Annotated in this window: 28 protein-coding genes; 23 read left to right on the forward strand and 5 right to left on the reverse strand. The window is 65.0% G+C overall.

The window, feature by feature from the left end:
* Positions 1 to 133 precede the first annotated feature (133 nt).
* From B6V72_RS06810 to B6V72_RS06850, 9 genes are all read left to right on the forward strand, one after another.
* Entirely contained in the window at positions 134 to 451 is a 318-nt protein-coding gene (locus B6V72_RS06810) for a PepSY domain-containing protein (protein ID WP_088735183.1), read from the forward strand.
* Positions 444 to 1,121 (forward strand): cytochrome b/b6 domain-containing protein, encoded by a 678-nt coding sequence (locus tag B6V72_RS06815; RefSeq protein ID WP_088735184.1) that lies wholly within the window; start codon positions 444 to 446, stop codon positions 1,119 to 1,121. Before B6V72_RS06810 ends, B6V72_RS06815 begins: the two co-directional genes overlap by 8 nt.
* Positions 1,122 to 1,296: 175 nt before the next feature.
* Complete coding sequence (locus B6V72_RS06820; RefSeq protein ID WP_088735185.1) at positions 1,297 to 1,698, forward strand: PepSY domain-containing protein; 402 nt, start codon at positions 1,297 to 1,299, stop codon at positions 1,696 to 1,698.
* 40 nt (positions 1,699 to 1,738) lie between these two features.
* Positions 1,739 to 2,209, forward strand: coding sequence for a DUF2271 domain-containing protein (locus tag B6V72_RS06825; protein ID WP_088735186.1), 471 nt, complete (start codon positions 1,739 to 1,741; stop codon positions 2,207 to 2,209).
* Positions 2,210 to 2,220: 11 nt separating this feature from the next.
* A complete protein-coding gene (locus B6V72_RS06830) occupies positions 2,221 to 4,428 on the forward strand; it encodes a PepSY domain-containing protein (protein WP_088735187.1) in 2,208 nt (735 codons plus the stop codon).
* A complete protein-coding gene (locus B6V72_RS06835) occupies positions 4,409 to 5,374 on the forward strand; it encodes an FAD:protein FMN transferase (RefSeq protein ID WP_088735188.1) in 966 nt (321 codons plus the stop codon). The genes B6V72_RS06830 and B6V72_RS06835 overlap by 20 nt, the downstream gene beginning before the upstream one ends.
* Positions 5,375 to 5,644: 270 nt before the next feature.
* Entirely contained in the window at positions 5,645 to 6,418 is a 774-nt protein-coding gene (locus B6V72_RS06840; RefSeq protein WP_088735189.1) for a carbon-nitrogen hydrolase family protein, read from the forward strand.
* Between the two features lie 122 nt (positions 6,419 to 6,540).
* Complete coding sequence (locus B6V72_RS06845; protein ID WP_088735190.1) at positions 6,541 to 7,209, forward strand: cupin domain-containing protein; 669 nt, start codon at positions 6,541 to 6,543, stop codon at positions 7,207 to 7,209.
* Between the two features lie 33 nt (positions 7,210 to 7,242).
* On the forward strand, positions 7,243 to 8,289 hold the full coding sequence (locus B6V72_RS06850; protein ID WP_088735191.1) for an FAD-dependent oxidoreductase: 1,047 nt from the start codon (positions 7,243 to 7,245) through the stop codon (positions 8,287 to 8,289).
* Between the two features lie 98 nt (positions 8,290 to 8,387).
* Here the strand turns inward: B6V72_RS06850 and B6V72_RS06855 are convergent, their stop codons facing one another.
* Positions 8,388 to 9,317: an NADP-dependent oxidoreductase gene (locus B6V72_RS06855; RefSeq protein WP_088735192.1), complete on the reverse strand. Its 930-nt coding sequence runs from the start codon at positions 9,315 to 9,317 to the stop codon at positions 8,388 to 8,390.
* 245 nt (positions 9,318 to 9,562) lie between these two features.
* On the opposite strand from B6V72_RS06855, the gene B6V72_RS06860 reads away from it, so the two are divergent.
* The 13 genes from B6V72_RS06860 to wrbA all read left to right on the forward strand — a co-directional run bounded on the left by B6V72_RS06860 (position 9,563) and on the right by wrbA (position 20,967).
* Entirely contained in the window at positions 9,563 to 10,354 is a 792-nt protein-coding gene (locus B6V72_RS06860) for a nitrilase-related carbon-nitrogen hydrolase (RefSeq protein WP_088735193.1), read from the forward strand.
* Positions 10,354 to 11,274 carry a LysR family transcriptional regulator gene (locus B6V72_RS06865; RefSeq protein ID WP_088719186.1) on the forward strand — a complete coding sequence of 307 codons (921 nt, stop codon included), beginning with the start codon at positions 10,354 to 10,356 and terminating at the stop codon, positions 11,272 to 11,274. The genes B6V72_RS06860 and B6V72_RS06865 overlap by 1 nt, the downstream gene beginning before the upstream one ends.
* Positions 11,275 to 11,369: 95 nt before the next feature.
* A complete protein-coding gene (speB, locus tag B6V72_RS06870; protein ID WP_075776360.1) occupies positions 11,370 to 12,326 on the forward strand; it encodes an agmatinase in 957 nt (318 codons plus the stop codon).
* A gap of 29 nt (positions 12,327 to 12,355) precedes the next feature.
* Positions 12,356 to 13,420: an extracellular solute-binding protein gene (locus tag B6V72_RS06875; protein WP_088735194.1), complete on the forward strand. Its 1,065-nt coding sequence runs from the start codon at positions 12,356 to 12,358 to the stop codon at positions 13,418 to 13,420.
* Positions 13,421 to 13,494: 74 nt separating this feature from the next.
* On the forward strand, positions 13,495 to 14,535 hold the full coding sequence (locus B6V72_RS06880) for an ABC transporter ATP-binding protein (protein ID WP_075776358.1): 1,041 nt from the start codon (positions 13,495 to 13,497) through the stop codon (positions 14,533 to 14,535).
* The gene (locus B6V72_RS06885) at positions 14,532 to 15,386 is read left to right on the forward strand and encodes an ABC transporter permease (protein ID WP_088735195.1); all 855 of its coding nucleotides are present in this window, start codon (positions 14,532 to 14,534) and stop codon (positions 15,384 to 15,386) included. The genes B6V72_RS06880 and B6V72_RS06885 overlap by 4 nt, the downstream gene beginning before the upstream one ends.
* The gene (locus B6V72_RS06890) at positions 15,383 to 16,183 is read left to right on the forward strand and encodes an ABC transporter permease (protein ID WP_088735196.1); all 801 of its coding nucleotides are present in this window, start codon (positions 15,383 to 15,385) and stop codon (positions 16,181 to 16,183) included. Before B6V72_RS06885 ends, B6V72_RS06890 begins: the two co-directional genes overlap by 4 nt.
* Before the next feature lie 117 nt (positions 16,184 to 16,300).
* Positions 16,301 to 16,594 carry a ribbon-helix-helix domain-containing protein gene (locus B6V72_RS06895; RefSeq protein WP_075776355.1) on the forward strand — a complete coding sequence of 98 codons (294 nt, stop codon included), beginning with the start codon at positions 16,301 to 16,303 and terminating at the stop codon, positions 16,592 to 16,594.
* 113 nt (positions 16,595 to 16,707) lie between these two features.
* Positions 16,708 to 17,103, forward strand: coding sequence for a VOC family protein (locus B6V72_RS06900; RefSeq protein ID WP_075776354.1), 396 nt, complete (start codon positions 16,708 to 16,710; stop codon positions 17,101 to 17,103).
* Between the two features lie 36 nt (positions 17,104 to 17,139).
* Positions 17,140 to 17,664 carry a Twin-arginine translocation pathway signal gene (locus B6V72_RS06905; RefSeq protein WP_075776353.1) on the forward strand — a complete coding sequence of 175 codons (525 nt, stop codon included), beginning with the start codon at positions 17,140 to 17,142 and terminating at the stop codon, positions 17,662 to 17,664.
* A gap of 11 nt (positions 17,665 to 17,675) precedes the next feature.
* The gene (locus B6V72_RS06910; protein ID WP_088722017.1) at positions 17,676 to 19,247 is read left to right on the forward strand and encodes a GMC family oxidoreductase; all 1,572 of its coding nucleotides are present in this window, start codon (positions 17,676 to 17,678) and stop codon (positions 19,245 to 19,247) included.
* A 173-nt stretch (positions 19,248 to 19,420) separates the two neighbouring features.
* Entirely contained in the window at positions 19,421 to 20,329 is a 909-nt protein-coding gene (locus B6V72_RS06915) for a pirin family protein (RefSeq protein WP_088722016.1), read from the forward strand.
* A 44-nt stretch (positions 20,330 to 20,373) separates the two neighbouring features.
* Positions 20,374 to 20,967, forward strand: a complete 594-nt coding sequence (gene wrbA / locus B6V72_RS06920) for an NAD(P)H:quinone oxidoreductase (protein ID WP_075776350.1) — start codon at positions 20,374 to 20,376, stop codon at positions 20,965 to 20,967.
* A 312-nt stretch (positions 20,968 to 21,279) separates the two neighbouring features.
* Here wrbA and B6V72_RS19145 read toward each other — a convergent pair whose 3' ends face one another.
* Positions 21,280 to 21,426, reverse strand: a complete 147-nt coding sequence (locus tag B6V72_RS19145; protein WP_157771562.1) for a hypothetical protein — start codon at positions 21,424 to 21,426, stop codon at positions 21,280 to 21,282.
* A 377-nt stretch (positions 21,427 to 21,803) separates the two neighbouring features.
* Here B6V72_RS19145 and B6V72_RS06925 point away from each other — a divergent pair, with 377 nt between their 5' ends.
* Positions 21,804 to 22,223: a hypothetical protein gene (locus B6V72_RS06925; protein WP_088719177.1), complete on the forward strand. Its 420-nt coding sequence runs from the start codon at positions 21,804 to 21,806 to the stop codon at positions 22,221 to 22,223.
* Positions 22,224 to 22,386: 163 nt separating this feature from the next.
* Here the strand turns inward: B6V72_RS06925 and B6V72_RS06930 are convergent, their stop codons facing one another.
* The 3 genes from B6V72_RS06930 to B6V72_RS06940 are packed head-to-tail and all read right to left on the reverse strand — an operon-like array spanning position 22,387 to position 25,410.
* Positions 22,387 to 23,190 (reverse strand): F0F1 ATP synthase subunit gamma, encoded by an 804-nt coding sequence (locus B6V72_RS06930; RefSeq protein WP_168173021.1) that lies wholly within the window; start codon positions 23,188 to 23,190, stop codon positions 22,387 to 22,389.
* Positions 23,187 to 24,689 carry a F0F1 ATP synthase subunit alpha gene (locus tag B6V72_RS06935; RefSeq protein ID WP_088735198.1) on the reverse strand — a complete coding sequence of 501 codons (1,503 nt, stop codon included), beginning with the start codon at positions 24,687 to 24,689 and terminating at the stop codon, positions 23,187 to 23,189. Before B6V72_RS06935 ends, B6V72_RS06930 begins: the two co-directional genes overlap by 4 nt.
* On the reverse strand, positions 24,676 to 25,410 hold the full coding sequence (locus B6V72_RS06940) for an ATP synthase F0 subunit B (protein WP_088735199.1): 735 nt from the start codon (positions 25,408 to 25,410) through the stop codon (positions 24,676 to 24,678). The genes B6V72_RS06935 and B6V72_RS06940 overlap by 14 nt, the downstream gene beginning before the upstream one ends.
* Positions 25,411 to 25,412: the final 2 nt, after the last annotated feature.

Raw genomic sequence — 25,412 nt, forward strand, 5'->3', positions numbered from 1 at the left:
CTCTTGTCCGTTGACCCCTCTTCACCCGCCCGGCTGACACCAAGCTGACGCTGCGCGGGATGCGGCTTCAGGTTCCCGTCAGATTGATTGCCCATGAAAGGTGCGGAATTGGCCGTGAACAGGAGTTTGGCCCATGAAGAAGACCATGACAATTCTCGCCTTTCTCGCGACGTTCCCGGCCGGGGTGGCCTTGGCCGATGACGATTGTTTCGCGCCGATGGCGGATTGGCAGCCCCGCGACGCCGTGGTCCAGCTCGCCGAGCAGAACGGCTGGACAGTGAGCCGCATCAAGATCGACGACGGCTGCTACGAGATCGACGGCACTGACGTGCAGGGCCGCCGGGTCGAAGTGAAGCTTCATCCGGCGACGCTCCAGGTTCTCGAGATCGAATATGAAAACGGCGAAGACGGTCGGTCCCGCCAAGATCTTGAAGGAGACAACCATGAGTGACGCAGCATTTCGCGACGCAACGCGTCCGAACGGCGACGCCGGGGGACGCGTGCGGGTCTGGGATCCGCTGGTGCGGATATTCCACTGGGCTCTTGTCGCCACCTTCGTTATTGCTTGGTTCACCGCCGACGAAGTGCAGCCGGTGCATGAGGTCGCAGGCTACACTGTCGCCGGGCTGGTCGCGCTCCGACTGATCTGGGGGATCGTGGGCGGGCGCTATGCCCGGTTCACTCAGTTCCTCAGAGGGCCGGGGCAGACGCTCTCCTATCTTGGCGATATGCTGCGCGGCAAGGAGCGTCGCTATCTCGGTCACAACCCTGCGGGGGCGTTGATGATCGTGGCGTTACTGATCTCGCTGTCGGGAACCGCCTTCACCGGCTGGCTGATGGCGGAGCCCACACGCCTCGCGATGCTGCCCGCGCTGCCGCAGATCGTGACCCCGGCGCTGGCCGACGAGGAGGGCGAATACGGCGAGGGCGCGGAGGGCGCGGAGGGCGGCGGTAACGAGGCGCTCGAGGAGCTGCACGAGGTTCTCGCCAATCTGGTCCTGCTGCTCGTGGCGTTGCATGTCGCCGGTGTCGTCCTCGCGTCTTTCCGGCATCGCGAGAACCTCGCGCGGTCGATGCTCACCGGCGACAAGCGTGCGCCTGGCCCCGGCGATATCGCCTGACCGCTTCCGATTTCGTCGCCAAGGCCGTTTCGTTCCGCGGCCTCACTCGGCCCCGCCCCCACACGGCGGGGCCTTTTTCCTGACGCCAAGCTGAAGCGGAAACCGTCCGCCTGTCAGGATGCGCTCAGGTCCACTGCCCAGATTGTCGGTAGCAGATGAAAAAGGAGACACTGCCATGCGAAAGATACTGACCGCACTTCCCCTCATCGCCCTGCTGCCCGCAGGGATGGCCTTGGCCGACGACGACTACAGAAAGTCTTCGCGCGGCGAAGGAATGTCCCGTGATGCGGTGATGCAGATGGCGCGCGAGAACGGCTGGACCGTCGAGGAAATCGAGAGGGAAGACGGCCGATACAAGATCGAGGGCCGCGACCGCGACGGGCGCAAAATCGACACCAAGCTCGATCCGGCGACGCTGCGCCTCATCAGGTCGGAACATGACGACGATGACGAAGAAGACGACGACGATGACGATTACGGCGCATCGGCGCGCAACCCGGCCCCCGCGGGCACGGTCGCCCCGCCGAAAAACGGTCTCTTCGGCAACGGCGCGCCGCCCAAGGTTCAGGTGAACTGAGCCGACATCGCATTCCTCCCCCAAAAAAAGGATTCCCGTAATGAAGTCTCTTCTAGCAACTTTGGCGCTGAGCACGGCGCTGACCGTTCCCGCCCTCGCGTCGGCGCAGCCCGTCACGCTCAAGACCACGCTGAACAATTACGGCGGCGACGGCGCTTATCTCGCGCTCTATGTCACCGACCCGTCGGGCGCCTATGCGGGCAGCCTCTGGATGGCGGGTGGCAAGTCCAAATATTACGAGCATCTCCGCGACTGGTATCGCGCGACCGCGGGCGACCCGGCGCAGATCAACGGCATCACCGGCGCCAGCGTCGGCGCGGGCCGGACGCTCGAGATAACGCTCGATCTCGCGGATGCGCTCTTCGACGCGGGCTACACGCTCCACGTCGACGCCGCGGTCGAGGACATGCGCGACAGCCCAAACGAGATCGCCGTACCGCTGACCACGGACGGCGCGGGCAAGCCGGTCTCGGGCCGTCGCTACGTGGCCGATTTCACCTACGACATATGAGGTGACAGGCCATGATCCGCGCGTTTCATCGCTGGCCGGGGCTGATTGCCCTGGCGCTTGTCACGGTGCTGGCGCTTAGCGGCGCGGTGCTCGCGGTCTTTCCGGTTATGGAGCGGATCGTGGCGCCGCAGGCCGGCGCAGAGCTAAGCGTTGCGACCCTCGCCGAGCGCATCCAGACTGTCTATCCGGGGCTCGAGCAGATCCGGCGTGCACCGTCGGGGCGGATCACCGCCTATTGGTTCGAGTCCGGACAGCCCGGTGCCGCCGTAATCGATCCCATGACGGGTCGCGGCGTCGCCTCGGCTGATCCGAATGGCTTTCAGCGTTGGCTGACCAACCTGCATCGCTCCCTCTTTCTCGGCGATCCCGGCCGTGTCGCGAGCGCGCTGGGTGCCGTCGCGATGCTTGTGCTCTCGGTCTCCGGAGCGATGCTCGTCGCGCGGCGTGTCGGCGGTTGTCGGAACTGGTTCTCCCGTTTGCGCGGGCCGCTCGCCGGGCGGCTCCATGTGGAGATCGCCCGCGTCGCGGTGATAGGTCTGATCTTCTCCTCCGTCACCTCTTTGTGGATGACGGCCTCGACCTTCGCGCTGATCCCGGATGGCGGGCCGTCGCTGGGCTTGCCCGCCGAGGTGAGCGGCCAAACGGGCGCGTCGATTCCCGATCTCGGCTTGCTCGGCACCACGCCCGTCTCGGAACTGCGCAGCCTGAGCTTCCCCTATGACGGCGATGCCACCGATGTGTTCACGCTCAAGACCGATCGCGGCACCGGCTATCTCGATCAGGGCACCGGCGCGGTGCTCGCTTGGGCGGACCTGACCGCATGGCAACGCGCCTCGGAAACCATCTACACCCTGCATACGGGGCAGGGCGCTGCGCTGCTTGGTGCGGTGCTGGGTCTCATGGCGCTCGGCGTGCCGGCGATGGGTCTGACCGGCGTGTCGATCTGGCTCGCGGGGCGGCGCGGACGCCCGCGTATCCGGGCCAACCAGCCGGCCGGGCGCGCGGAGACGATCCTTCTCGTCGGTAGCGAAAGCGGCAGCACATGGGGGTTTGCGACGACCCTGCACGCGGCGCTTCGCGCAGCGGGCCAGAGTGTTCACATCGCGCCGATGTCGTCCTTCGCCCCCGAGCGTTACGCCCGGGCCGATCGGATCATCGTGCTCGCGGCAACCTATGGCGACGGGGCGGAGCCCAGTTCTGCGAAAGGGTTCCTGACGAAACTCGAAGCCCATTCCGATGCGCTGGATATCCCGATTGCCGTGCTCGGCTTCGGGGACCGGAGTTTCCCTGCCTATTGCGCCTATGCCCAGACGGTTGCCGACACCGTGGACGCGAAGAGGTGGCCGGTTCTTCTGCCCTATGACACGATCGACCGTCAGTCGCCGCAGGCCTTCGCGCGCTGGGGGCAGGCGCTGGGCGCGGTGCTCGGGATCGAGATCGATCTGCATCACCAACCGACGCCGCCCGTCACGACCGAACTCACGCTCCAGTCGCGGCGCGATTACGGGGCGGACGTGCAGGCGCCGACGTCGATCCTGCGCTTCTCGCTGCCGCGCGCTACGTTCTGGCAGAGGCTGACGAGCACGGGTTTCACGCGGTTCGCCGCGGGAGACCTGATCGGGATCCTGCCCGAAGGGGCGCCGACACCGCGCTTTTATTCGCTCGCGTCGTCGCGTCGCGACGAGTTTCTGGAGATCGTGGTCAGGAAGCATCCCGGCGGCCTGTGTTCGAGCCAACTGACGGCGCTCGAGCCGGGGGAGCGCGTTCGCGCATTCATCCGGCGCAACCCCGCCTTCCGACCGGACCGCTCGCATACGCCGCTGATCCTGATTGGCGCGGGCACGGGGATCGGCCCCCTTGTGGGCTTCGTGCGTGAGAACGAGCAACGTCGCCCGATCCACCTGTTCTTCGGGATGCGCGATCCGCAAAGCGATTTCCTCTATGCGCAGGAGATCGGCGGTTGGAAGGACGAGGGCCGTCTGTCGCGGCTCGTGACCTCGGTCTCGCGCGGCCAGCGCCCGCGCTATGTGCAGGATGCGATGCGCGCCGATGGCCCCGAATTGGTTCGGCTCGTGCAGAGCGGCGCGCGGATCATGGTGTGCGGCGGGAGAGACATGGCGGCGGGGGTCGCCGATGCCCTTCACGATATCCTCGCGGCCTCTGGTCTGAGTGCGACCAAACTGAAAACGGAGGGACGCTATGTCGAAGACATCTTCTGATCTCGTGCGCCACGCCCTGCACGGCCCGACCATGGGCACCCGCTGGACCGCCCTGTTTTTCGCACCGCCCGGGCGCGATCCCTCGCCGATCCGGGCCGCGCTTCAGGCGGCGGTTGCGGAGGTGGACACCCAGATGTCCACGTGGAAACCCGACAGCGACCTGATGCGGCTCAATGCGGCTCCGGAAGGCGAATGGGTGAAGGTGCCCGGTCGCTTGGCCGAAGTGCTCCACCTCGGGCTGGAGATCGGCAAAGCCTCCGGGGGCGCGTTCGATGTCGGGCTCGGTGATGCGGTCACGGCGTGGGGCTTCGGGCCCGACGAAGCGTCGCCCGACGCGATCCACGCCGCGATGAGCGTGCCGCGGCAGCCTGCATATAAATGGCTCGAGATCGACCATGGCAGGGTGCGCAAGCACGGCCCCGCGGCGCTAGACCTGAACGGGATCGCGAAAGGTTACGGCGTGGATCGCCTCGCCGAGACGCTGGCCGCGCAGGGGATCGAGGCTGGTCTTGTCGGGATCGACGGCGAAATGCGGGCCGAGGGGCTCAGGCCAGATGGCAGCGCGTGGACGATCGCGGTCGAGAGCCCCGATCCGCTTCGCCGAATGCCGCATTCGATCCTCGCGCTCGAGAATGCATCGGTCGCAACGTCGGGCGATTACCGTCACTGGATCGATCTCGGCGTGCGCAGGCTCTCGCATACGATGGATCGTTCGCGTGGCGCGCCGTTGCTGGCATCGCCTGCCTCCGTGACGGTGGTCGCGCGCAGTTGCGCCGAAGCTGATGGCTGGGCCACCGCGCTGATGGTGCTCGGTCCGGGCAAGGGGCTGGAGGTTGCGAAGGCGCGCGGTCTCGACGCCCTGTTCCTTATGCATGAGGACGACGGCAGCGTGCAAAGCCGTGGCACAGGCGAACTCTTTCCCCAGAGTGTGGCGGCCACGGTATAGGCTACGTCGGTTCGCCGCGGATCCGACCGACGGCGCCGGGAGATGCCGCTGCAGGCGCGCTCCGACATGTCCTCGCCCCTTTTCGGGATGGGCGTAACGGTGGAGGAAAACGATATCCCGACCTGATCGTTGATGCATCGCGCGATCCCTGTGCCGCGAGTAATCCGATCCGCCTTGACGCGGAAAGGGGCGCGCAGTTTGCAGGTCGCGCTCTGATTGCCGGGCTGCGGCGCAAGCGATAACCCTTGTCTGTCGAGAATGGAGACGAACATGAAAATCGCGCTTGTCCAACCGCGGCCGCTTTCCTCTGATCAGAGGCGAATATTTGCGATCATCCAGGAATGGGTGAGCGGTGTGGCGTCGCTCGGAGCCGATCTTGTCGTGCTGCCCGAGCTGATATTGCCCGGCTACAACCGCCCCGAAGAACACCGCGAGCAAGCGCAACCGCTCGACGGAGAGTGGTGCGCAGCGATGCGCGACATCGCGCGGAAACACGGGTGTGCGATCTGTTATGGCTGGGCCGAACGGCTGGGCGATCAGGTGTTCAACGCGGTGTCCGTGCTCGACAAGACAGGCGCAAGGGTCGCGCATTATCGCAAGATTCAGCTCTTCGGCGAGATGGAGCGTGCGAGCTTCGACTTCGGTACGGAGGCGCCACCCCTATTCGAGCTGAATGGCGTCCGGACCGGTCTGCTGATTTGCTATGACATCGAGTTCCCGGAACATGCGCGTGCTCTGGCGCGTGCCAAGGCCGAGTTGATCCTCGTGCCCACGGCGAATCCGGTTGGCTACGATCACGTTCCCGATCTGCTCGTGCGGGCGCGGGCGAACGAAAACGCGGCCGTGGTCGTCTACGCGAATTACGCGGGACCTGATCGAGAGATCGACTTTGGCGGCAAGTCGGTGATCGCGGGCCCCGACGGGCAGGCCGTGGCGCAGGCCGGAAGAGGGCCGACGACGTTGATTGCGGACCTGCCGAAAACTGCCGATTATCCGGCCGAGGCGATCTCGGTTCAGTTCGACGATTTGCGCCGAGTGGAGTAGTCGGCGGCCTTCGCGCCTTCGCGATTTGAAATTCGGCCATCCGAGCATAGCTCCCGACTACGCAGCGCATCGGTGCCGAGCGACAGTCCACCTCGGGTTGGGGCAAATATTTCGGAGGACATATGGAAATCAACGCGGAGTTTTCGGAGCGCGTGCTCGTTCATTCCGACACGCTCGATTGGCATGGCTCGCCGTCGGCTGGCGTGGAGCGGCGGATGCTCGACCGGATCGGCGACGAGGTGGCAAGGGCGACGAGCATCGTGCGCTTCGCCCCGGGGCATAGTTTCTCGGCGCATACGCATGGCGGGGGCGAGGAATACCTCGTGCTGGAAGGGGTGTTCCAGGACGAGAGCGGCGATTACCCGGCGGGAACTTACGTGCGCAATCCGCCGCAGACCCGGCATCGTCCGGGCTCGGAGGGCGGCTGCACGATCTTCGTGAAGCTCTGGCAATTCGACCCCGACGACCGCGACCAGTTCCACAAGGACATGCGGACCGATTTGGTCCACACCGAAGAGGGTATTGAGTGCTCCGAGCTTCACCGCGATGCACGTGAGATCGTTCGCTATTTCCGGCTGGCGCCCAATGCGGGCCTGTCGCTCGATGATCCGGGCGGGATGGAACTGCTCGTGCTTGGCGGGACGTTGACCGAGAGCGGCGACGAGCTGCGCGAGGGGTCGTGGTTGCGCCTGCCTATCGGACACACGCTGCAGGTTCAGGCGGGGCAGGACGGCGCGGAGTTCTGGATCAAGACAGGGCATCTGCGCTTTGTCGCGGCACCGGACCAGTGACGGAAAACCATTTCTCCAAATGACGGGATTTCAATGAAGACGCAGGTCGCGATCGTCGGCGGTGGGCTGGCAGGCTTGGCGCTTGCGCGGCGTCTGCACGCACGCGGGATTTCTTTCGAGCTGTTCGAGGCACGGCCCCGCTTCGGCGGGCGGGTCAAGGCGCTTGAGATCGGCGCCGGGAGGGTCGATCTCGGCCCGTCGTGGTTCTGGCCCGGCCAGCCACGTATCGCTGCGCTCACCGAGGCGCTGAAGCTGCGAAAGTTCGAGCAGTACGCGCGCGGCGCGGTGTCGCTGGAAGATGCGAACGGCCATGTTCACCGCAACATGGGGTTTGCCAGCATGGCCGGGTCGTGGCGGCTCGAAGGCGGAATGGTCGCGCTGACGAACGCGCTGGCCGCTGAGCTTCCGGCCGCGCGGCTTCATCCCGGTGCGCGGGTCGTGGCGCTTGGGACTGGGCCCTCGGTCACGCTTGCGGATGGCCGCGTCTGCTGGGCCGAGCATGTCGTGCTTGCCGTGCCGCCGCGCGTCGCGGCGCAGATCTCTTTTACGCCGCCGCTGAGCGATGTGCAGATGCAGGCGCTCCGCGCGACCCCGACGTGGATGGCGGGACACGCAAAGTTCGTCGCGGTGTACGAGCGTCCGTTCTGGCGCGAAGCCGGGCTCTCAGGCGATGCGATGAGCCAGCGCGGGCCGCTGGCGGAAATCCACGATGCCTCCGGGGCGGAAGGATCTCCGGCTGCGCTCTTTGGATTTCTGGGCGTCCCCGCGCGGGCGCGGATCGGGCAGGGAGAGACGATCGAAGCGATGGCGCTCGCGCAATTGGCGCGTATCTTCGGTCCCGAAGCCGCCAACCCGGTGACCTATGCGCTGGAGGACTGGGCCATGGCCCCCGAAACCGCGACGGAAGCCGATTTCGAGCCGCTCCGGTTTCACCCCGATTACGGCCTGCCGCCGGTCCTTCGGGGCCTCCATGACGGACATGTGCATCTCTCCTCATCCGAGACCGCGCCCGAGATGGGCGGCTACATGGAAGGCGCGTTGGCTGCGGCCGAACGCGTGGCGCGCGAACTGGGTATTTGAGCCGAACCCGCTGTCGGAAAATCCGATCCTAGACGACATTGCCGGTCGGGATACGCACCCCGACCGGCAAGCCGCTTTCAGTCCTTCTGCAAGCGGTCTCAGGTCTGGTCGATGGTCACCACGATTTTGCCTACGGCGTGCCCGTCCTTGAGCTGCTCATAAGCCTCACGCGTCTCGCTCATCGGGTAGACGCGGTCGATCACGGGACGAATGGCCCCGTCTTCCAGCAGCTTGGCCAGATCGGACAGCATCGCGCCATCGGGCTCCATCAGGAACCATTCGAACTCGACGCCGTGTTTGGAGGCCAGATCGTCCGTGTCCTGCCCCTTGATCGAGACGAGCTTGCCGCCCTTCTTGAGAACCTTGAACGAGCAGTTCAGCGTCTCGCCGCCCAGCAGGTCAAAGACGATGTCGTAATCCGAAAGCTCTTCGTCGAAGGCCTGACTGTGATAGTCGATCACGATATCCGCCCCGAGCTCGCGGACCAGATCAGCGTTGCGCGGGCTACAGGTGGTGGCGACATGGGCCCCGAAATGCTTCGCGATCTGGATCGCCAAGGTGCCGACCCCGCCCGATCCGGCATGGATCAGAACCTTGTCGCCCGACTTCAGCTTGGCTTTCGACATCAGCGCCTGCCACGCGGTCAGTCCGGCGAGCGGAATGGAAGCCGCTTCCTCGTGGCTCAGCTTCGCGGGCTTGAGCGCGATCTCATCGGTCTTGAGGCGAGCGACCTGCGCGATCGCGCCGGCGTCCTCCTGGTTGGGGCGCGCGAACACCGCGTCTCCCACTTTGAAATCCGTAACACCCGGGCCGACCTCGATGATCTCACCCGAAACGTCGTATCCCATGACATGCGGGAACTCGAGCGGGACGTTTTCCTTCATCGCGCCCGATTGCAGAATGTAGTCGATGGGGTTCACGCTGGCCGCGTGGACGGCGATCAGGACGGAGCCTTCCTTCAGCTGGGGCGGGGCGATGTCGTCGATTTCGATCGCCGTGTCGTAGTCCCGGATGATGGCGGCTTTCATGGGCGTATCTCCTGTTTGAATGGGATGGGAAACCGGCTTGCGCGTGGGTCGCGGTTCAAGAGGCCTTTAGGTCAATCTGACGGTAGAACTCGAACGCGGCGCTGAAGGTCCATGGACACCGAAGATGTGAAGCGCCGACGGTTGGCGGCGCGCCGATGCGCCATCCACAGCTCCGGACTTGCAGCCGTTTTCCGGAGCGGTGAAACTGGCGCAGAAAAATTTCGTAGAGCGAGAGCAGGGCAGCGATGAGTGACAAGGCGCAAGACGGGCTGGGCGTGGCGCTCTGGCAGGGACAGACGGTCGCGGGGGATCGCGACGCCGCGCTCGGTCAGATCGCCCGCGCCTCGCGCGCGGCGGGGCAGGCGGGGGCGGCGGTGATCGTCTTTCCCGAACTGTTCCTGACCGGGTATGAGCGCGACGACCTCAACGAGCTTGCGCTGAGCGTCGAGGAGATGGCGGACCGGCTCGCGCCGCTTGCACGCGAGGCTGGCTGCGCGATCTGCGTCGGATACCCCGAGCGCGCCGCGGACGGGCTTCGCAATTCGGCGATCTGCGTCTCGTCGACGGGCGAGGTGCTGGGCAATCATCGCAAGATCCAGCTTTACGGCCCCGCAGAGGCCGAGCGCTTCGTGCCGGGATCGCGCTACACGCTGTTCGACCTGGCGGGCAAGCGCACGGCGATCCTGATCTGCTACGATGTCGAATTCGCCCCGCATGTCGCGGCGCTGCGTGACAAAGGGGTCGAGTTGATCCTCGCGCCGACCGCCGCGATGCGCCCGTTCGAGCATGTGGGCGATCATGTCGTGCCCGCGATGGCGGCCAATCACGGGCTGGCCATCGCCTATGCCAATCTCTGCGGCAGCGAGGCCGATCTGGAGTATTTCGGCCTTTCGGTCATTATGGGCCCCGACGGCAAGACGCTCGCCCGCGCCGGGAGCGATCCTGCGATGCTCCTTGCCACCCTGAAGCGGCAGTACGATCCCGCGCTCGTCTCGACGCAGGCGCAGGACTTCCGCCACGTCGACGAGACGGCCTGATGCAGCTTGCGGGAACAGACCTGCGTCTTCTGCGCGTCTTCGACGCGGTCGTCCGCCATCGCGGTTTCGCCGCCGCGCAGGCAGAGCTCAATGTCAGCCAGTCGACGATCTCGACGCAGATCACGGCGCTGGAAGAACGGCTTGGCGTGACGCTTTGCCGGCGGGGACGAGCGGGGTTCCGGCTTACCCAGAAGGGCGAGATCGTGCATGCGGCGGTGGTCAAGCTGATCGCCGCGACGGAGGAGTTCGTCACCGAAACCGCCGCCCTGCGTGGCACGCTCTCGGGCACGCTGCGGATCGGGCTCGTGGACCATGTCGTGACCGATCCGAACTTCCGGCTGCCCGAAGCGATCGCTGCGTTGGAGCGTCGCGCGCGTTCGGTCCGGTTCGAGCTTGCGCAAGGCTCGCCACAGGAGTTTCAGACCCGGGTGCTCGACGGATCGCTGCATCTCGCGATCGGGTCCTTCCCGCACAAGGTGGCCGGGCTCAATTACCGAAAGCTCTATGACGAGGAGAACTTCCTCTATTGTGCGCCGGGTCACCCGCTCTGGTCAGTGCCCGATACGGCGCTGACCCCTGAATTTGTCAGTTCGATGCGCGCGGTCGGGCGCAGCTACTGGCGGGATGATCACTGGAACAATCGCGATTTTCCGCAGACGACCGCGATGGCGCAGGGGCTCGAGCAGCAACTGGTGATGATCCTCTCGGGCGCCTTCATCGGCTACATGCCGGACCACTCCGCGCGGCGCTGGGTCGAGGCGGGTCGCCTGCGGGCCATCCTGCCGCAGCGTTTCCTTTACCGCTGTCCCTTCGAGGCGATCACGCGCCCCGATGCGGAGGCCTCACCGCTTGCTCAGGCCATGCGCTCGGAGCTTGAAGCGGTCTACGCAGGAGATGCTGAAAAAAGCGTCACCGTCTGATCTATGCTTCGAAGTTCGTCGAAGTGAATTTCGACACAACTATATTTTTCAGCCCATCGTCGCGACGCATGCTTCCGCGAATTACGGAGATTGCGATGACCGAACACCGATACAATCAGCCTCTGAGCGGAAACGCGATGCCGCGCACCGGCGGGCCCGCGACGATGATGCGACTGCCCTCCGCACCGACGGCGGAAGGGCTCGACGCGTGTTTCATTGGCATTCCGATGGATATCGGTACGTCGAACCGCCCGGGCACACGTCTCGGCCCGCGCCAGATCCGCGACGAAAGCCGGATGATCCGGCCTTACAACATGGCCACGGGCGCGGCCCCGTTCGAGCATCTGCAGGTGGCCGATATCGGCGACGTGCCGATCAACCTGTATGATCTGAAGAAGTCGGTGGAGATCATCGCGGAGCATTATCGCGGCATCCTCGCGCAGGATGCGATCCCGCTCACGCTAGGCGGCGACCACACGCTCACCTGGCCGATCCTGCGCGCGATCAAGGAGAAACACGGGCCGGTCGCGCTGATCCATGTCGATGCGCATTCCGACACCAACGCGGATATGTTCGGCGAGACAGCCGCCCATGGCTGCCCGTTCCGCCGCGCCTGGGAAGAGGACTGCCTGATCAACGACAAGGTCTTCCAGATCGGTCTGCGCGGTACCGGTTACGGCGCCGACGATTTCGACTGGGGCCGCGAGCGCGGCTGGACCTGCATCCAGGCCGAAGAGTGCTGGCACAAATCGCTCGCGCCGCTGATGGCGGATATCCGTGCGCAAATCGGTGACGCGCCGGTCTATCTGTCCTACGATATCGACAGCCTCGATCCGGCCTTCGCGCCCGGCACGGGCACGGTCGAGGTTGGCGGGCTGACGACGATGCAGGGACTCGAGATCATTCGCGGGACGGCGGGGCTCAACCTCGTGGGCTGCGATCTGGTAGAGGTCTCGCCGCCCTACGACATGGCAGGCAACACGGCGGTGATCGCCGCGAACTTCCTCTACGAAATGCTCTGCGCGCTGCCCGGCGTGCCGCAAGGGCGTTAAGACAAGCCGGACAACAGGGAGAATATCCAATGAAAAGACGTGAGTTTCTGGTAAGTGCCGCGCTTGGAACGGCCGCGCTTGCGGCTCCGACCGTGCTGCGCGCGGCCTCTTCGACGCTGAAGGTCGGCACCTATGGCGGCTACTTCAAGGACAGCTTTGACAAGTTCATCTACCCCGATTTCACGGCCGCCACGGGTATCGAGGTCGAAAGCATCGCCGAGCCCACGGGCGAGGCGTGGCTGGTGCAGCTGTCGCAGGCGGCGCGCGCAAATCAGGCCCCGGCGGACGTGTCGATGATCGCGCAGCTGCCGCGTATCAAAGGCGAGCGCTCGGGCCTCTGGGCCAAGCTCGACGCGGACAAAATGAGCAACATCTCCGTGCTCCCCGATCACTTCGTGCATCGCTATGAGGATGGCAGCGTCTACGGAACCGGCGCAGTCAGCTGGTATATCACGCTGGTGACCAATACCGACGCCTATGCCGATGCGCCCGCTTCGTGGAAGACGCTGTGGGATCCGGCGAACAAGGACAAGCTCGGTCTGATGTCGCTTGCGACGAACTCGTTCCTGCTCGAGATTACCGCGACCACCTATTTCGGCGGCACCGACATCCTCAAGACCGAGGAAGGCATCCTCAAGGTCATGGACAAGCTCGCCGAGGTGAAGCCGAATGTGCGCCTGTGGTATCGCGACGAGGGCCAGTTCCAGCAGGCGCTGGAGACCGGCGAAATCCCGATGGGCGAGTACTACCACGACGTGACCTCGCTGGCCGCCTCGCAGGGCAAGCCCGTGCGTTCGACCTTCCCGGATGAGGGCGCGGTGCTCGATTCCGGCTCGTGGGTGGTGTCGAAGGCGTCGAGCGCGCTCGATCAGTCGCAGATCTTCATCGACTACATGGCCCAGCCGGAAATTCAGGCGAAGCTGTCGCGCAATGTCGGCACCGCGCCGACCGTGCCGCGCGAGAAGACCGACCTGACCGACGAGGAATTCGCGGCCGTGTCCTCGGACAAGCAGCCGATCCTGCCGCTCTACGATATCTATGTGGACCGCGGTGACTGGATCAATCAGAAGTGGTCGGAAATGATCACCGGCTGATTTGGCTACCAACTTGCGCCGTGGCGTCTGCATGTCGCCACGGCGTCTATTTGCTTTGAGGAAACAGGACAGCGATGACCAATCTGCGCATCGAGCGGCTAAGCAAGAAATTCGGGTCGTTCACCGCCCTCGATGATGTTTCGCTCGAGATACCGACGGGGAAATTCGTCTGCCTTCTGGGGCCCTCGGGCTGCGGCAAGACCACGCTTCTGCGGGTGGTCGCCGGGCTTGAGACACCGACCAAGGGCCGGGTTGTCGTCGATGGCGATGACCAGACGAAGGTCCCCACCCACCGCCGCGACATGGGCATGGTGTTCCAGTCTCTGGCGCTTTTCCCGCATCTCGACGTGGCGGGAAACATCACCTATCCGCTCGCGATCCGCGGCGCAGACCGCGCCAAGCGAGACGCGAAGGCCGATGAACTGCTGAAACTGGTGCGCCTGCCCGGCATGGGCGCGCGGCGGATCGACCAGCTCTCGGGCGGCCAGCGTCAGCGTGTCGCGATTGCGCGCGGTCTCGCCATCGACCCGAAGGTCTTCCTGCTCGACGAGCCGCTCTCGGCGCTCGACGCGGGCCTGCGCGAGCATATGCAGATCGAGCTGCGCCAGATCCAGCAAAGCCTCGGCGTGACCACGATCGTCGTCACCCACGACCAGAAAGAGGCGCTCACCATGGCCGATCTGGTCATCGTGATGAAGGACGGCGTGATCCAGCAGGCGGGCGCGCCGATGGAGATCTACCGCAACCCGGCGAATGCTTTCGTGGCGGGCTTCATCGGCACGACGAACCTGCTTCCCTGCACCGTCCGCGACGGCGCGATCGAGGTGCTGGGCGCGCGGTTGCCGATTGCCGAGGGCGACAGGATCGCTCTCGAGCAAGGCGAGGCGCAGCTTTCGATCCGGCCCGAGCATGTCGCCATCGAGCCCGCGGGCGCTGGCGGCATCGAGGCGGAAGTGACCTTCCTGCGCGATCTCGGCGAAAGCCGCCATGTGCTGCTGGATGCGCAAGGCCAAGAGATCACTGCACAGCTCTCCCCCGAGACGCAGGCGAGCTATCGCCCCGGCGACCGGGTCAGCCTCAGCTTCCGCCCGGGCGAGCGTGTGGTGGTGACATGAGCCAGAATACCGAGATGCGTGCGACACCGGGTTGGGTCGGTCTTTGGCCGGCGCTGATGCTGGCGGTCTTCTTCCTTGTGCCCTTCGGGATCATGGTCGCCGTGTCGGTCTCGCAACGCGATCCGGCCGGCGCCTTCATCCCGGGCTTCGAGCTTACCCATTACGCGCGGTTCATGACCGCCTTCTTCGCCAAGGTGATGGGCGTCTCGGTTGGCGTGTCGCTGGCGGCGGCCGCGATCTGCGTCGTGCTGGCCTTTCCGTTCACCGTCTTCCTCGCCTCGATGAGCCATCGCGCGCAGACCGTCGCGCTCGTGGTGCTGCTCTCGCTGCTGTCGCTCTCGGAGGTCATCATCGGCTTCTCGCTCTCGACACTGCTGTCGAAGACGGCGGGGATTTCGAACCTGTTCTACTGGCTCGGGATGATCGATGCGCCGCGCGCCTATACGCCGTCGCTCTTCGCGCTGATCACCGGGCTTTGCTATATCGGCTTTCCCTTCGCGGTGCTGGTGCTCTACCCGCCGGTCTCCCGGCTCGATCCCGAGATCGTCGAGGCCGCCCGCGTCATGGGGGCCTCCGCCTCGCGCGCCTTCTTCGGGGTGATCGTGCCCAACCTGCGCGGAGCGATCGTGGGCGCCTTCATCCTCGTCTTCGTCTTCACGCTGGGCTCCTATCTTCTGCCGCAGCTCTTGGGTCGCTCCGAGGACTGGACGCTCTCGGTCCACATCACCGATCAGGCGATCTACCAGACGAACCTGCCGTTCGCCGCGGCGATGTCGATCTTCCTGATGCTGGTGGCGCTGGCCCTCGTGGGCCTCGCCTCGCTCGCGGGACGGCAAAGGAGCGCATCATGACAAGCTGGTTGAAACGCGCCTATGTGATCGTGATCCTGCTCTTGCTGCTTGCGCCGCTGGTCGTCGTGACCGGAGTGTCGCTGAACGGGCCGCAGACCCTGCGCTTCCCCCCGGTGGAGCCGTCGCTGCGCTGGTATGGCACGCTGTTTCAGGACAGCGCGTGGCTGGTGCCGCTGGGCCATTCGCTGCTGATCGCGGCTTGCGCCTCTGCGCTCTCGGTCTCGGTCGCGCTGCCGCTCGCGCTGTTCGCGTGGGAGCGCAACGGCATCGCGGCGCGGCTGCTGACCGGGCTGGGGCTCGCGCCCTTCACGCTGCCGCCGGTGATCTCCGCTCTGGGCTTCATGGTGTTCTGGATGACGGTCGGCGGGTACGGGCAGATCTGGGCCACGATCGTCTCGCATGCCGTCTTTCTCGTGACGCTGCCGCTGGTGACGATCTCGCTCGGGTTGAAGGGCATCGACCGCGCGCTGCTGGAGGCCGCCCGCGTGATGGGGGCAGGGCGCTGGACGGTGCTGCGCACGGTGATCGGTCCGCTGGTGCTGCCCTTCATCGTGTCGGGCTATGCCTTCGCCTTCGTGCTCAGCCTCAACGAATACATCATTGCCTACATGGTCGCAGGCTTCACCGTCGAGACGATCCCGATCACGATCTTCAACGCCCTGCGCTACGGCTACACGCCGATCCTCGGGGTGGTGTCGGTGCTTTTCGTTCTGCTCGCAGCGGTCGTCTTCGGGCTGATCGGCAAGTTCGGCGATCTGCCGCGTTTGATGGGGTCTGAGCGGGGATCGAGCGAATAGGCGGCCTCTCCGTCCGCTCTCACAACACGATTGACCCGCTCCGGATTGCCCATATTCTTGAGTCTCGGGTGAATCTTGGTTCGCCCCGGCAATCGGATCCGAGGGAGGAGAGACGATATGTGCCATGTATTCGCCGGTCAGGATCCGGAGCGTTATTCCAGCGAGACACGCAGGCTTCGGCTCAACGGGCAAAGCACGAGCATCCGGCTCGAGAACGCCTTCTGGGATATTCTCGACGAGATCGCGGCGCGGGACGGGGTATCCACACCGACCTTCATCTCGACGCTGCATGCCGAAGTGCTCGAACTGCGCGGGGAGCCGTCGAACTTCACGTCGCTCCTGCGCTGTGCCTGCCTGAAATTCATGGAGATATCGGCCGATCGCGCACCGCTCGCCGTCGCTGCAGAGTAGCGCAAGCCTGACGTCAAACATTCTTGAGGGGTAGTATAGACCTACTACCCGCCCCACCTTCGCCCGCTGCTACGCTCTCAGGACAACTGACAGCACTACAGCGGGAGCAACCGGTGGCAAAATCCATTCATTCCATGATCCGTGTCCTCGACGAGGACCGCTCGGTCGCGTTTTACGACAAGGCTTTCGGCCTCAAGGTCGCCGACCGTCTCGACTTTCCGGAATTCACGCTCGTCTATCTGAGCAATCCCGAAAGCGATTTCGAATTGGAACTCACCGTCAACAAGGGCCGGACCGAGCCCTATGACCTCGGCGATGGCTACGGCCATTTCGCGGTCGCGGTCGATGATCTCGAAGCCGAACACAAGCGCTTCGAGGCGGAGGGCCTCGCGCCCCGCAAACTCGTGGAATTCGCGCCGGCAGGGGAGGTCGTCGCGAAGTTCTTTTTCGTGGCCGATCCGGACGGATACCAGATCGAGGTGCTCGCGCGCGAAGGCCGCTTCAAGTGAGATTTTCCTAAGGGAGACATCAGGGAGGAGACGACAATGACGACCAAGGCAAGCTCGAAAGGGCTGACCAGACGGCAGCTGCTGGCGCGGGCGACCGCGGCAGGGGCGAGCTTCGTCGTGGGGTCGGGGTTCATGGCGGCGCGCAATGCCGCCTGGGCCACCGAGCTCTCGGCGCTCAAGCCCACGACCTTCGCGACGCTGGTGCAGATGGCGCGCGATATCTATCCGCACGACAGGGTCGACGACCAGTATTATGTCATCGCGGTGAAAGGCTATGACAGCCCAGATGCGGCCGACGAGATCGAAGCCGGCATCGCCGCGCTCGATGCGGCGGCGCGCGGTAAAGGCTTCGCGAATTACCTTGAAACCGGCTGGGAGAAGGATCGCGTCATGATCCTGCGGGGCATGGAGGAGAGCCCCTTCTTCCAGAAGATTCGGGGTGGTCTGGTGACCGGCCTCTACAACCAGAAAGCGGTCTGGCCGATCTTCGGCTACGAGGGCGAGTCCTATTCCAAGGGCGGCTACATCAACCGCGGTTTTGACGACATCGACTGGCTGTAAGGGAGGCAGACATGGTTGCGAAATTTGATCTGAGCGACGACAGCGTCGTTGTCATCATCGGCACTGGCGCTGGCGGCGGTGTGCTGGCCAACGAGTTGGCGCAGAAGGGCGTCAAGGTCGTGGCGCTCGAGGCGGGCGGTCGCTATCTGCCCGAAGATTACATCAATGACGAATGGGAAAGCTTCGGCCAGCTCGCCTGGACCGAGCCGCGCACCACGAGCGGCGACTGGCGCGTGGCCAAGGATTTCTCGGGTCTGCCCGCATGGATCGTGAAAGCGGTCGGCGGCACCTCGATCCACTGGGCCGGGGCGAGCCTTCGCTTTCAGGACCATGAGTTCAAGACGAAGACCCATTACGGCAATGTCGACGGGGCAAACCTGCTCGACTGGCCGATCGATCCGGCGGAGCTTGCGCCCTATTACGACAAGGCCGAGGCGAAGCTGGGTGTGACCCGCACCGGCGATCGTCCGGGCTTGCCGGGCAACAACAACTTCAAGGTGCTGGAGAAAGGCGCGAAGTCGCTTGGCTACCAAGAGGTCAATACAGGCCATATGGCGATCAACTCGATCGACTACGACGACCGGATGTCGTGCCAGCAGACGGGCTTCTGTTTCCAGGGCTGCAAATGGGGCGCCAAGTGGTCGTCGGCCTATACGGATATTCCGCGCGGCGAGGCGACCGGCAATCTGGAGGTCCGCGATCACTGTCATGTCGCGCGTATCCTGCATGACGACAAGGGCCGCGCGTCGGGCGTCGAGTATTTCGACAAGGACGGCAACCTGCAGATGCAGAAGGCCAAGATCGTCTGCGTCGCGGGCAACTCGATCGAGAGCCCGCGCGTGCTGCTGAACTCGCATTCGGCGATGTTCCCCGACGGGCTTGCGAACTCCTCGGGGCAGGTGGGGCGCAACTACATGCGGCACACCACAGGCTCGGTCTACGGCATCTTCGACAAGCCGGTGAAGATGTGGCGCGGCACGACGATGGCGGGCATTGTCCGCGACGAGGCGCGCCACGATCCCTCGCGCGGGTTCGTTGGCGGGTATGAGCTGGAGACGCTCAGCCTCGGTCTGCCCTTCATGGCGGCCTTCCTCGATCCGGGCGGCTGGGGGCGCGAGTTCACGACTGCGCTCGACAGCTACGAGAACATGGCGGGGATGTGGATCGTGGGCGAAGACATGCCGCAGGAGACCAACCGCATCACGCTCAACCACTCGGTCGAGGACGCCTACGGGCTGCCGGTCGCGAATGTGAATTACACCGATCACCCGAACGATCGGGCGATGCGCGATCACGCCTATGCCCGCGGCAAGGCGATCTACGAAGCGGTTGGGGCGACCCGGACGCTGCCGACGCCGCCCTATCCCTCGACACATAACCTCGGCACCAACCGGATGTCCGAGAACCCGCGCGACGGTGTGGTGAACAAACACGGCCAGACCCATGACGTGCCCAACCTGTTCATCTCGGACGGCTCCCAATTCACGACCGGCGCCGCCGAAAACCCCACGCTGACCATCGTGGCGCTCGCGATCCGGCAGGCTGACTTCATCGCCGGGGAGATGTCGAAGGGAAACATCTGATCCCGAGCGGATCAGCTAAGGCAAAAGACGACCGGGCTGCTCAAGGGTGGCCCGGTTCTCTTTGCGGAACCTTTGCAGGTCTGCGCGCTTGCGCACAGGACATGCGGGACCTTCGCTAATTTCATTTTCCTGGAGAAGCCCCAAACTCTGATCAACGACATTTGGAGGCTTCCATGACCTTTCGACCCGTCTCGGCCACCAGTCAGGCGCAACCCGCGCTCGAAGGCGCCGGTGTTCATCTGCACCGCGTATTCGGCTTCGGGGATCCGTCGCTGACCGACCCGTTCCTGATGATGGACGATTTCCGCAACGACGATCCGCGGCTCTATTCCAAGGGCTTCCCCTGGCACCCGCATCGCGGCATCGAGACCATCACCTATGTGCTCGACGGGCAGGTGGAGCATGCGGATTCGCTCGGCAATCGCGGGCTTCTCGGCGCAGGCAGCGTGCAGTGGATGACCGCAGGCTCCGGTATCGTCCATCAGGAAATGCCTTCGGGCAATGCCAAGGGGCAGATGCACGGCTTCCAGCTTTGGGCCAACCTTCCCTCGGCGCTCAAGATGACGGCGCCGCGCTATCAGGATATCACGGCCAGCGATATCCCGATCGAAGGCGATGACGACGGCACGACCGTCAAGGTCATCATCGGCTCGTTCTGGGGCAAGACCGGCCCGGTCGACGGGATCGCCGCCAATCCGATGCTGCTCGACGTGTCGATCCCCGCAGGACGGCGCAAGGTACTGCCGGTCGATACGCGCTCCAATGCGCTCGCCTATGTCTTCGCGGGCTCCGGCACCTTCCGTGATGCCAGCGATCCGGTCGGCATCAAGGTCGAGAAGGAATATCGCGGGCAGGAGCTGAATATCCGCGACATGACCGGCAACCGCACGCTTGTCCGTTTCGGAGCAGGCGACGAAATCACGGTGCAGGCCGGGAACGAAGGCCTCCGTTTCCTGTTGATGACGGGGCGTCCGATTCAGGAGCCCGTCGCATGGCACGGCCCGATCGTCATGAACACGCAGGATGAACTGCGCCAGGCGCTCACCGAACTCAACAACGGCACCTTCATAAAACACGGCTGAGGGCGCCGTTGCCCCTCAGACCCTTCCCAACACAGGAGATAGAAATGGCACAACCGAAGATCGCAATCGTCTTTTATTCCACCTATGGCACCAACCACGCCGTCGCGCTGGCCGCAGCAGAAGCCGCCGAGGCCGCCGGGGCCGAGGTGCGCCTGCGCCGCATTCCCGAAACGGCCCCGAAAGCCGTCGTCGAAGGTCAGGACGCCTGGAAAAACCAGCTGGAGAAGATGAGCGACATTCCGGAAGTGACCCCTGACGATATGGAATGGGCCGATGGCTATTTCTTCTCCGGGCCGACCCGCTACGGCGTCTCCGCAAGCCAGATGCGCGCCTTCATCGACACGCTGGGCGGCCTCTGGGGCGCGGGCAAGCTCGCCAACAAGACCTTCACCGCGACGACCAGCGCGCAGAACGCCCATGGCGGGCAAGAGGCGACGATCCTTGGTCTCTACACCACGGCCATGCACTGGGGCTGCATCATCGTCGCGCCCGGCTATACCGACGAAGCGATCTTCAACGCGGGCGGCAACCCCTACGGCTTCTCGACTAACGCCGGCGGTGTCGACGAGGCCGGTAAGGCCGCGATTGCCCATCAGGCCAAGCGCCTGGTCGAGATGACGGCAAAGCTCGTCGGCTGATCTTTCTCGAGATTGAGAAAGCGCCTCCGCCCTTTCTGGGCGGGGGCGCACCTGTTTTTACATCGGTCCGGTGCCGGTTCCTTCCTCGAGCCGGACGAAGCCCCTTTCGGTCGTCTGCTGAGCGGCAGCAAGTCGCTACAGGCCCATATGAGCGAACGCGCGAGCGGCGCGGGAGCGCGCCCGATGTTCTCTTTGCCGGCAATGATGCGCCGCGTCAGTGGCGGGCCGGCTCCCGCCTCGCTCTCGGCTCTTATTCAAGCTTGTTCAAGAGAGGGAGCGAGGCATGGGCGCGGCGAAAAAGCCGCCGCGAGCTCACATCGGGTTTTCGATATTCGCCTTCATGTTCGGAACGTCGGGATAGGTCGCCGTGCCCTGAGTCTGGTTGCAGGCAGCCAGGATTCCCAGGGCGCAGCTTGCGACCAGAGCGAGCACGGCTTTTTTCTTCATCGGGCTTTGCATGTCGGGTTCCTCTCGAAAATTTCAAATGAACTAGGTCGCTCCGTGAACGACCCGGTTCAACTATTTGGGGCGCACCGTGGGGCGCGGCAATGTTTTTGTTGCGGCCGATGTGCTTAGCAGCACTGGCGAGACGACCCTCGAGGCAGCTCTGCCGCTCCGTATGCGCGGGCGATGGCCGCAGCGATATTTCGCAAGCGGCCGTTCCCGCCGATGGACTCGCCGCCGCTGTCCCGATAGGTGACGTAACGTGAAAACTAACTTTGACATAGTTGCCCAAATCAAGTCACAACATCGCCGCGCTTGCATGTGATCCAGCCCCCGTCGGCGAGCCGCAACGGCCCATTCGGGGCTACTCGCGACCAACGGAGGTAATGATTATGAATGTTGAACACGTGTCGCTCGAATTGCTTGTTAAGGTTGGCGAGCGCGGTGTTGCGGAAATCGGAAAATTCTCTCTTCGGTTCCTCGGCGGTGCTCCCGATTATGCGTCGACCGACTCGATCGACCTGACAGGGCTGGCGACACTGGCGCAGCCGGAAAAAGTATTCACCTCGACCCTGCGCGCCGAGTTGCTCGATCAGCGCGCGACCTTCGACCCCCAGAAATTCTCGGTGTCGGTCAACGTGAGCTCGCTCGCCACTTCCGATCCCTATATCGAGATCGAACGTCGCTGGCGCATCGCCCTCGTCACCTTCCTCGAGGGCTACATCATGCAATCCCAGCCGATGCTGTCGTCGCTCAAGGTCCGCGGCGGCTATGCAGAGCAGCTCGCTCTGTCCGACGCGCGGCTGCACTGACCGGCCCGCTCTTCAAATTGCTTGCCCCGCGCGGATGTCCCGAGACCACTCGGGCGCGCGGGCGATCGCGAAATCTAAGACCTTTTCCTGCAACCCGCGGTCTCGGCCGAAGTAGTTTTCCGCCGCGGCGATGCTTGCGCGGTGGGTTTGACGACGTTTCAGCTCAGCTGAACGTGACCCCGGCCGAAAGCTCCAGAATTTCCGTCGTGACCGCTTCCTGCCGCGAAATCCGTGCGGTTTGTTCCAGCGCGTCGAGCTTGCGCTCGGTCGTCCCCTGGGCGGAGGCCATTGCGAGCATCCGGGCGGTGTTCTCCGCCGCCGTGGCGTGCAGCGCGACGCGGCACAGTTCCGCATGCAGCATCTCGGCGAAAAGCGCGGCGCAAAGCTGCTCCGGCGGCAGCGTCAACAGGGGCGGCTGGCTCGGCGGTGCGCTCGGCTGGGCCGGACGGGGGAAGATGCGGCGACGGCAGGCCTTCCAGCTGCCGTCTTCCGTCTGGGCGTGAAACGCGTCGATCGGCGCCCGGCCCGCAAGCTGAAGCAATGTCTTGGCCAGCCGGTCCGCGAAGGGCGGGATTGCCGGGCCGTGGGAGGGCAAGGGGAACTGCGCAAGCGCGCTCAGCCCTTGTTCCTCAGCCAGCGCTGCGCCGCGCGTCCCGATTACGACGAGGCCGCCGGGCGGCGTCCCCAACGCGCTCAGTAGCCGAGCGTTGAACGAGCCCGCGAAACCCTGCTCCGCCAGAAACAGAACGGTGAGCGGCGGCCCTTCGGGTTTGGGCGGCTCGGGGGCGAGCGAGAGCACCCGGTCCAGCGCGCGGCTCACCGTCGCCGCGTGCAGGTCGACCGAGGCAAGCTGTCCCTGCGTCTGGCGCACGCGCGCACCCGCGATGGCGCGCATCGCCCGGATCACCGAGGCCAGCGTGCGGACACTGCCGATACGCGCTTCGATTTCGGCAAGCTGCTCGCTCATTTCGAAGGCTCCGGCAGAATCCCCTTCACGCATTGCAGGATCTGGTCATGCAGACCTTCGGTAAGCTTGGCGGAGAAATCGGCGCCAGACATACCCGCCGCATCGAGCGCGCCGGGAAGCGCGTCGCGCAACGCGTCGATCTGCGCGGGCTCCAACCCGTCGAGAAGCCCCGCCTGCACCGCCAGAACCAGCGCGACCTCATCGGCGAGGCGCAGCGGCGCGTGCTGAACCTGAGCCAGCACCGCACGCACCGCCCGGCCGCGCGCAAGCTGCGCCTTCACCCGCGTGTCCGGCATACCCCCGAAACGCGTGAAGATTTCCAGTTCGAGAAACTGGGCGTAATCGAGCCGCATCGACTCCGCCGCGTCGCGCAGGCTGTGCGCCTGCGTCTTGCCGCCGACCCGGCTGACCGAGGTGCCGACATCCACCGCGGGTTTCTGTCCGCGGTTGAACAGCTTCGTATCCAGCACGATCTGCCCGTCGGTGATAGAGATCAGGTTGGTCGGGATGAAGGCTGCGAGGTTGCCGGCATCGGTTTCGGCCACAGGCAAGGCGGTCAGCGTGCCGCTGCCCAGTTTGTCCGAGAGTCGCGCGGCACGTTCCAGAAGGCGGGCGTGCAGGTAGAAGACATCGCCCGGATAGGCCTCACGCCCCGGCGTCTGGCGGGTCAGCAGCGCAAGCTCGCGATGCGAGGCGGCGTGGCGCGTGAGGTCGTCGAGCACGATCAGTGCGTGGCCGCCGGTGTCGCGCATTTCTTCGGCCATCGTCATCCCTGCAAACGGGGCGAGCCATTGCATACCCGGCGGTGTCGACGGCCCGGCCACCACGACAATGGTGCGCGCCAGCGCCCCGTTGCGCCGAAGCGTCTCGATCACGCGCTCCACCGAGGAGGTCTTCTGACCAATCGCGACATAGACCGAGGTCACGTCGCCGTCCTTCTGGTTCAGGATCGTGTCGAGCGCGAGCGTCGTCTTGCCGGTCGCGCGGTCGCCCACGATCAGCTCGCGTTGCCCCCGGCCAAGCGCGAAGAGGGCATCCACGACCAGCGTGCCGGTCTGCATCGGTTCGACCACTGCCGCGCGGTCGATGATCGCGGGGGCGGGGCGTTCGACCGGGTGCTTTGCACTGGGCGCGATCGGGCCGAGCCCGTCGAGGGGCCGCCCGAGCGGGTCGACGATCCGGCCCAACAGTTCCGGCCCTACCGGAACCCGCATCACGTCGCCCGTGCCGGTCACCGCATCGCCTTGTGCGACCCCCGCGATGTCGTCCAGCAGCACCGCCGCGAGGGTGTCTTCGTCGAGCACATGCACGAAGCCCGATTGTCCGCCCTCGAAGACCAGCCGCTCGCCGGCGCGGGCTTCGGGCAGGCCCGACACCATCGCGACGCCATCGGACACGCGTTCCACCCGGCCACTGCGGCGCACGACGGGGCCCAGAGGCGCGCGCTCGATGGCTTTGACGCTGCGGTCCAACCACTCGTCCGGATCATTGGGTGTCATTGGCCACCTCCTTGCGCATCCGGGCGAGATCGGCGGCCCATGAACTTTCAAGGTGCAGATGTTCAGTCTCCAGCGCGAGGCCGCAGATCAACGCCGCATCCGTCTTGATCGCGGGACCAATCTCTTTGCCAAGGGTCTGGCCAACGCGGCGGGCGAACGCTTCGCCGTAACCCGCTTCCACCGCCTCGCTGATACGTAGCATGAGCTTTTCCGAGCCGAGCGCGGCGCGATCCTCGGTGTCGAGCGCCGCGACCTGCGCCAGAAGGTCCGTCGCGTAGGCTTCGAGCAGCGCGGGCCGCGACAGGCGCGCGCCGATCCGCTCGGCCATGCGCTGCGCCAAATCGGCTGCGCGTGCTGCATATCGCTTCTCGGCTTCCTCCGCACGGGCAGCGCGCTCGGCCTCGGCGGTGCGGGCCATGTCGGCAGCCTCTGCGCGGGCGTGATCCAGAAGCGCCTTGCGCGCGGCTTCGGCCTCGGTCTGGGCCTGCGCCAGAATCTCGGACTTGCGCGTGCCGACCTGATCAAGCGCCGCCTCGGCCCGTGCCTTCGCCTCGTCGGCCTTGCGCGCGGCCTCGCTCGCGTCGCTCAATTGCTTGTCGGCCTCGGCCTGACGCGCCTGGATGGCACTCACGATCGGGCGCCAAAGCACCCGGCTCAGAAGCCAGATCAGTACCGCCGCATTGAGCGTCTGCAGCCCGAGCGTCCACCAGTCAAGTGTCATGG

The organism is Thioclava sp. F34-6 (assembly GCF_002213235.1).
GTDB classification, from domain to species: Bacteria; Pseudomonadota; Alphaproteobacteria; order Rhodobacterales; family Rhodobacteraceae; genus Thioclava; species Thioclava nitratireducens.